We start from the raw sequence: 5,837 nt of genomic DNA, 5'->3' as shown, positions 1-5,837 counted from the left end.
ATAACAAAATACACTCCTTCTAAAGTGAACTAGATTTTTTATTCCTAGTGTCTACTTTATAGGGAGTGTATCACCTGCTATTATCTTATACAAAATTTTTCACATGGAATCTCCATCTATTGCAGAAGTTGCTCAAGAATGCTCTGTTAGTTCGTCCATTGTTTATAAAAATATAGAGTATTTGAATGAATTTCTAATAAACTATGATCTGGAGGTCAGACTATCACCGCTTCGTTTATCGGGGAATGAAAAACAAATTCGTTTTTTCTATAAACAATTTTTCTGGTTTGTTTTTCATGGATTAAAGTGGCCTTTCAATAATATTTCTGAACAAGAACTAGCAGACATTATACAACAAGAAGCTCCTTTTCTACTTACAGGTAAAACAAATATACTAAGAGAAAGTATTCTTTTTGATATCGCTATTATTGTATCGCGTCGAAGGAATAAACAATTTATTTCTTCTCAAGTTAGCTACTTTACCAATAGCCCACTAAATAAAATAATTTGCTCGGCAGGAGCTCTACAAAATATAAATACCCCTAAAGAATACCAGCTTTTGGAACGTTCATATCATATTGCTTTACTTGAAGGAGATTCCCCACTTAGCAAGGATTTTAACCTTATGCAAGAATTACTCTACTTTTATCGTGATCAAAACAGCATTCCATATCAATTAATGATTTATCTTATGGAGATAATTAGTCGGTTTTTAACAAGTACAGATTTTACTATAATAAATACGATCTCTTTCAAAATGAATGTGATCCGATTATTTTCTCAGCTTTTTTATTTTAAGGGTGAAAAAAAATTTTTCTTTCCCCTTTTAAATAAGGAAGAAAATTGTCAAAATCCATTTTTAGTTAATCTTCTTGACTTTTTAGTAAAAGAATTGATCAACTATTGTCCTGAGCTAAGCCATGATTTGGTGTCTCTAAAGCAAAAATTAAAAAATCTTTTAGCTAACTATATTTCATTTACAAAATATCTTCCAGAGATCATTATTCTGCTTGATAATGATATATCACCACTTCGCGAACGTATTATATATCAAATTAAGTCACTTAATTATAATTGTATTTTTATTGAGTATCCAGATTGTTCACAAGACTATGATTTACTTCTTTCAAACTCAATTGTATTAAATCTAGAATGTGATAAGTTTTTTATGTTCTCTTATAACGAACTAACTGCGCATGACTGCGTATTATTGGAGCAAAAGTTAAAACATATTACTCATGAAAAGTTGAAGAGACCTTAATTCCTTTTTTAGTAACGGTCACTTGAACAGTTGCAGTGATACCATCTTTGTCCACTTTCATAATCTTTGGGTTAGCGCTTGTAAAGGTTAGACTTTGATCAGTTGCATTGCTTGGCGTGATCGTCACGTTTATTTGAATTTTTTCTCTTTCTTAACCATTTTGCCTTCAATTTGTGTTTCCGCCTCTTGATGATTATTCAAAAAATAATGATAAACCTTAACATAATTCAGCAAAATAAATAGTATTACACAAAATATAAATATTTTTTCCTCAATATTAACTTTAAAGGGCAAACAATCAGATCAAATCTGGAGTTGTGCAAAGTAATTCTTGTGGAATAAGTGCGTATGGTTTAAAACTACTTGCAGCAGAAGGCGTTAACTATCTTAGTATCTACCTATAGAAGTTTGACTTGCAGTATAGTATGGTGCCCCAAGCTTTCACTTTAATAATTTGTTCTGCTTGTAGATATAATGGCACGGTATTTTGAACAAGTACATCATCAACGCTATCTCCTCTAGTGCAATATCTAATTACGACGTTGCAAACCGAAGTCAAGTATATAAGCCGCTAAACGAGCTACAGACCCAAAACATCATTCTATCCTATCACCCACTACAAATGATTCCTTGCAACGAACAGCTTCTTTCAAAAACAGTAGTATCCCAAGAAAACTAAGGCATTACAAAATAAAAAGCAGAGATCAAACAAAAGTTTTTAAAAAACTTCATTTGATTTCTGCTTTTTTGTTAAAACTAGTCACTTTTACTTATCCGAAAGTTCCGTTTCACGCTTCATAGTCGCTTCCACACTGTGCATCACACTCGCTACAAACGCATCATCCATGAGCGAACTCACACCAGCGATCGTCGTACCGCCAGGGGAACAAACCTGATCCACAAGCTCATACGGGTGTGTTTCACTTTCAAGCACCATTTTAGCGCTACCAAGAACCGCCTGAGCCGCAATTTCGAGTGCTTGCTTCTTAGCAAGTCCCGCTTTAACCCCCGCGCGAGCAAGCGAATCAATAAAAATATAAATAAACGCAGGCGAACTTCCAGCAAGAGCCGCAAAAGTACTAAAATCTTTTTCAGGAATACGCGCCGTGTTCCCGACCGCTGAAAAAATCCCCTCAACATTTTGATAATCTTCCGCGCTCACAAATTCGTTCCCGCAAACCCCAGACATTGACTCGCCAATTGTCGCATTCACATTCGGCATAACACGCACAATCCGCATTTCTTCACCAACAAATTCCGCCAATTGCTCCAAACTAAGCCCGGCAGCAATCGAAATCATCAGTGGCCGCTTCGCCTCAAAAGCCGATTTCAATCCCGGTAAAATCATTTCAAACACATAAGGCTTGACCGCCACAACAACAATATCAGATTGTAAAACCAAATCCTCAGGTGTGGCCAGCACTTTCACGCCAGTCTTTCCTGCAAAAGTTTCCGCTTTTTCTTTTGTCCGATTAAAAATCAAAATATCTTCGGCAGGCATTTTCTTTACGAGGCCACTAATAATCGCCTGTGCCATATTACCAACGCCAATAAATCCTACTTTCATCATTTCCGCTCCTTTCAAGGGGTGTCCAGTAAAAATATAGCATTCTTCCGCAAAAAACGCACCCATAAAGGATGCGTTTCTTACTTATTTCGCTTCAAATTTTTTCACAACCGCAGCAGGCTTCCGGTCTCTTACTAAGAAACTTAGCAGCCATCCAAGTGCCGCAAACGCCGCAGAAACAAAAAACGCAGCTGTCATTCCACTCAAACTAGCATCCGCCGCATGTTGCGCATAACTTTGCGGATTTGTTGCTAGAAGCGATTTCCCTGGCATATGATCCTTTGTTACATTCGTCAAAACAGTAATCATAAGTGCCGTCCCAATCGAGCCTGCAATTTGCCGAATCGTGTTATTAACAGCCGATCCATGATTGATCAAGTGATTAGGCAAGGCATTCATCCCCGCTGTACTTACCGGCATCATCGCCATCGAGATCCCTAAAAAGCGAATCGCATAAAACAGCATTACATGCCACATTGGCGTATCCGCCGTAAGAAACATAAACGGTACCGTCCCTGCAGTCAAAATGGTCAAGCCGATTATCGTCAGCCAACGCGCCCCGATCTTATCAAAAATAATTCCCGTGATCGGACTCATAACTCCCATCAAAAGTGCACCTGGAAGGAGTAACAATCCAGATTGGAGCGCTGTCTCCCCGCGGATACTTTGAATATATAACGGAAGTACAATCGAAGTTCCAATCATCGCCATAGTCACAATCGAACTAATAACAACTGACAACGAGAACATCGGGTATTTAAACACGCGGAATTCTAAAATCGGATTATCAATTTTCAATTGTCTCCAAATAAACAAGGCAATCACAATCGCTCCGACAATCAAAGTTGTTACTACGATCGGGTCTCCCCAACCGTCATTTCCGGCCGCACTAAATCCATAGAGAAGCGAACCAAAGCCGATCGACGAAAGCACAATCGAAAAGAAATCAATTTTAATATCCGTCAACGTCACAACTTTTTTCATGCCAAAGAATGAAAGTAAAATATCGAAAATGGCAATCGGGATAAGAACCCAGAATAAAACTCGCCAATCGAAGCTATCCACAATCCATCCTGATAGCGTTGGCCCAATGGCTGGAGCAAATGCCATGACAAGCCCCATAATCCCCATTGCTGCTCCCCGTTTGTCTCTCGGGAAAATTAAAAGAAAAATCGTTTGCAGTAGCGGCATCATAATCCCTGCACCAGCTGCTTGAACAATACGTCCAACTAGTAATACAGAAAATGAGCCCGCAAGAGCCGCAATCAATGTTCCTGTAGCAAAAACGACCATCGCTGTGATAAATAAAATTTTCGAATTTATTTTTTCAATCAATAAAGCCGTAACAGGAATCATAATTCCATTTGTAAGTAAAAAAGCAGTTGTCAGCCACTGCCCAGTTGCTGCTGTAATTTTTAAATCATCCATAATCATCGGTAGCGCTGTAGCAAGCAGCGTTTGGTTAAGTACAGCTACAAAGGCTCCAATGACCATCGTCACAACTAGTAGAGTTCGATTAAATGGTCTCCCATTAACATCTACCGGTTTTTCTTCTGAAATTGCGTTCACATAGACTTCCCCTTCCCAAATAGCATTTCTGTGAATACTAGTAGTATAATCCAACAATACTAGTTAGTCAAGAAAATATGACCGCATAGTCATTTTTATAGCAATTCATTAATTTGCAATTCAAGCTTTCTAATTTCATCTTCCAAATTCTTTGGTACTTGCTGTTTCAAATATAAAATCGCACCTTGAATGATGAAGCTTCGAGGCGTTTCTTTATTGTTCAATTCAGCCAAGAGAGCATTTAGCGTTTCTTTGTACTGCCACTTATCTGAGTCCGCAATTTGTTCAGTTTCAATTTTTTTCAATAAATCTTCCACCAAATTTTTCAATTTTCCCATCCGACGTTTCTTGAGTGACAAATGATCTGGCGTGAACCCATCCATATCCTCATCCGTAAGTACAATTTCTTTTGTCTGAACGACGTCTTTCACAATAACTTCCATCCGGTTCATCACATAATCCACAGCCTCTGGTATCCTCTCCCCATCTTTATTGCGTTTACTCGAAACAAATACAAAGAGAAGAATCATCCCTGTTAGCATCATCGCAAGATCATTCAAATAGGGTTCAGTATCTTTCCCATACACAAGCAGCATCTGCTCTTTGATCCATTTAACACTCCTTGAACGTACACTAAGAAGAAACTGATTGAAATCATCATCAAGAGTTGCTTGGGAGAAGCTAATATTCAAAATTTCCGCATTTTTAATATGAAATTTTACCAGCAATTCGATACAAGTCTTAAATTTTGCCTTTTGACTCTTATCTTCTTCTTGCATGATTTGATCTAACCTTTGATAAAGAACCGAATACTCCTGTTTAAAAATTGTAATAGCTAGCTCTTCTTTCGACGTGAAATAATTATAAAATGTTCCTTTGGAAATCGCACTTGCCTCTACTATATCCGCAACCGAAGTCAGTAAATAACCCTTTTTCCTAAAAATCGTTTTCGCTTCACTTATAATTCGCCGTTTTTTATCTTTCAACACTTCATCTCCTCAAGATAATTACACCCTAAGTATAATAAAAATAAACCCATAGTTCAAGTTAATGCAAAATAAAAAAGACATCCTATTTAAGGAGTCTTCACTTGATGCCGGCTGCAAGAGTCGAACTCGCGACCTACTGATTACAAATCAGTTGCTCTACCAACTGAGCTAAGCCGGCTAAATTATTATAAAAGCCACTTGCCGGGCTTGAACCGGCGACCTCTTCCTTACCATGGAAGCGCTCTACCAACTGAGCTAAAGCGGCAAAAAAATAGGCCAATATACAAAAAAATGGCTCCACAGGTAGGACTCGAACCTACGACCGATCGGTTAACAGCCGATTGCTCTACCACTGAGCTACTGTGGAACAATATCTTGCCCGGCGGCGACCTACTCTCACAGGGGGAAGCCCCCAACTACCATCGGCGCGGAGAAGCTTAACTACCGTGTT

At 38.3% G+C, this 5,837-nt stretch carries 5 protein-coding genes, 3 tRNA genes and 1 rRNA gene; 1 reads left to right on the top strand and 8 read right to left on the bottom strand.

The window, feature by feature from the left end; translation table 11 throughout:
- The first annotated feature begins 40 nt into the window (after nt 1-40).
- Nucleotides 41-1,261, top strand: coding sequence for a helix-turn-helix domain-containing protein (locus HCK02_RS13045; RefSeq protein WP_343034610.1), 1,221 nt, complete (start codon nt 41-43; stop codon nt 1,259-1,261).
- Here the strand turns inward: HCK02_RS13045 and HCK02_RS14325 are convergent.
- From HCK02_RS14325 to rrf, 8 genes are all read right to left on the bottom strand, one after another.
- Nucleotides 1,233-1,388: a hypothetical protein gene (locus HCK02_RS14325; protein WP_167630535.1), complete on the bottom strand. Its 156-nt coding sequence runs from the start codon at nt 1,386-1,388 to the stop codon at nt 1,233-1,235. The two genes, HCK02_RS13045 and HCK02_RS14325, sit on opposite strands and share 29 nt — an antisense overlap.
- 639 nt (nt 1,389-2,027) lie before the next feature.
- A complete protein-coding gene (gene proC / locus HCK02_RS13035; protein WP_167630534.1) occupies nt 2,028-2,828 on the bottom strand; it encodes a pyrroline-5-carboxylate reductase in 801 nt (266 codons plus the stop codon).
- Nucleotides 2,829-2,912: 84 nt separating this feature from the next.
- A complete protein-coding gene (locus HCK02_RS13030; RefSeq protein ID WP_167630533.1) occupies nt 2,913-4,397 on the bottom strand; it encodes a DHA2 family efflux MFS transporter permease subunit in 1,485 nt (494 codons plus the stop codon).
- A gap of 95 nt (nt 4,398-4,492) precedes the next feature.
- Entirely contained in the window at nt 4,493-5,383 is an 891-nt protein-coding gene (locus HCK02_RS13025) for a TetR/AcrR family transcriptional regulator (protein ID WP_167630532.1), read from the bottom strand.
- A gap of 108 nt (nt 5,384-5,491) precedes the next feature.
- Nucleotides 5,492-5,564: transfer RNA gene (locus HCK02_RS13020), tRNA-Thr, on the bottom strand.
- A gap of 14 nt (nt 5,565-5,578) precedes the next feature.
- Nucleotides 5,579-5,651: transfer RNA gene (locus tag HCK02_RS13015), tRNA-Thr, on the bottom strand.
- A 27-nt stretch (nt 5,652-5,678) separates the two neighbouring features.
- Nucleotides 5,679-5,753: transfer RNA gene (locus HCK02_RS13010), tRNA-Asn, on the bottom strand.
- Nucleotides 5,754-5,763: 10 nt separating this feature from the next.
- Nucleotides 5,764-5,837 (bottom strand): 5S ribosomal RNA (gene rrf, locus HCK02_RS14320); the annotation flags it as partial.

It is taken from the genome of Listeria valentina, from assembly GCF_011800755.1.
In the GTDB taxonomy this organism is placed as follows: Bacteria; Bacillota; Bacilli; order Lactobacillales; family Listeriaceae; genus Listeria; species Listeria valentina.
Note: the sequence above shows the minus strand (reverse complement) of the source record. Positions and strands in the feature narration are given on the sequence as shown.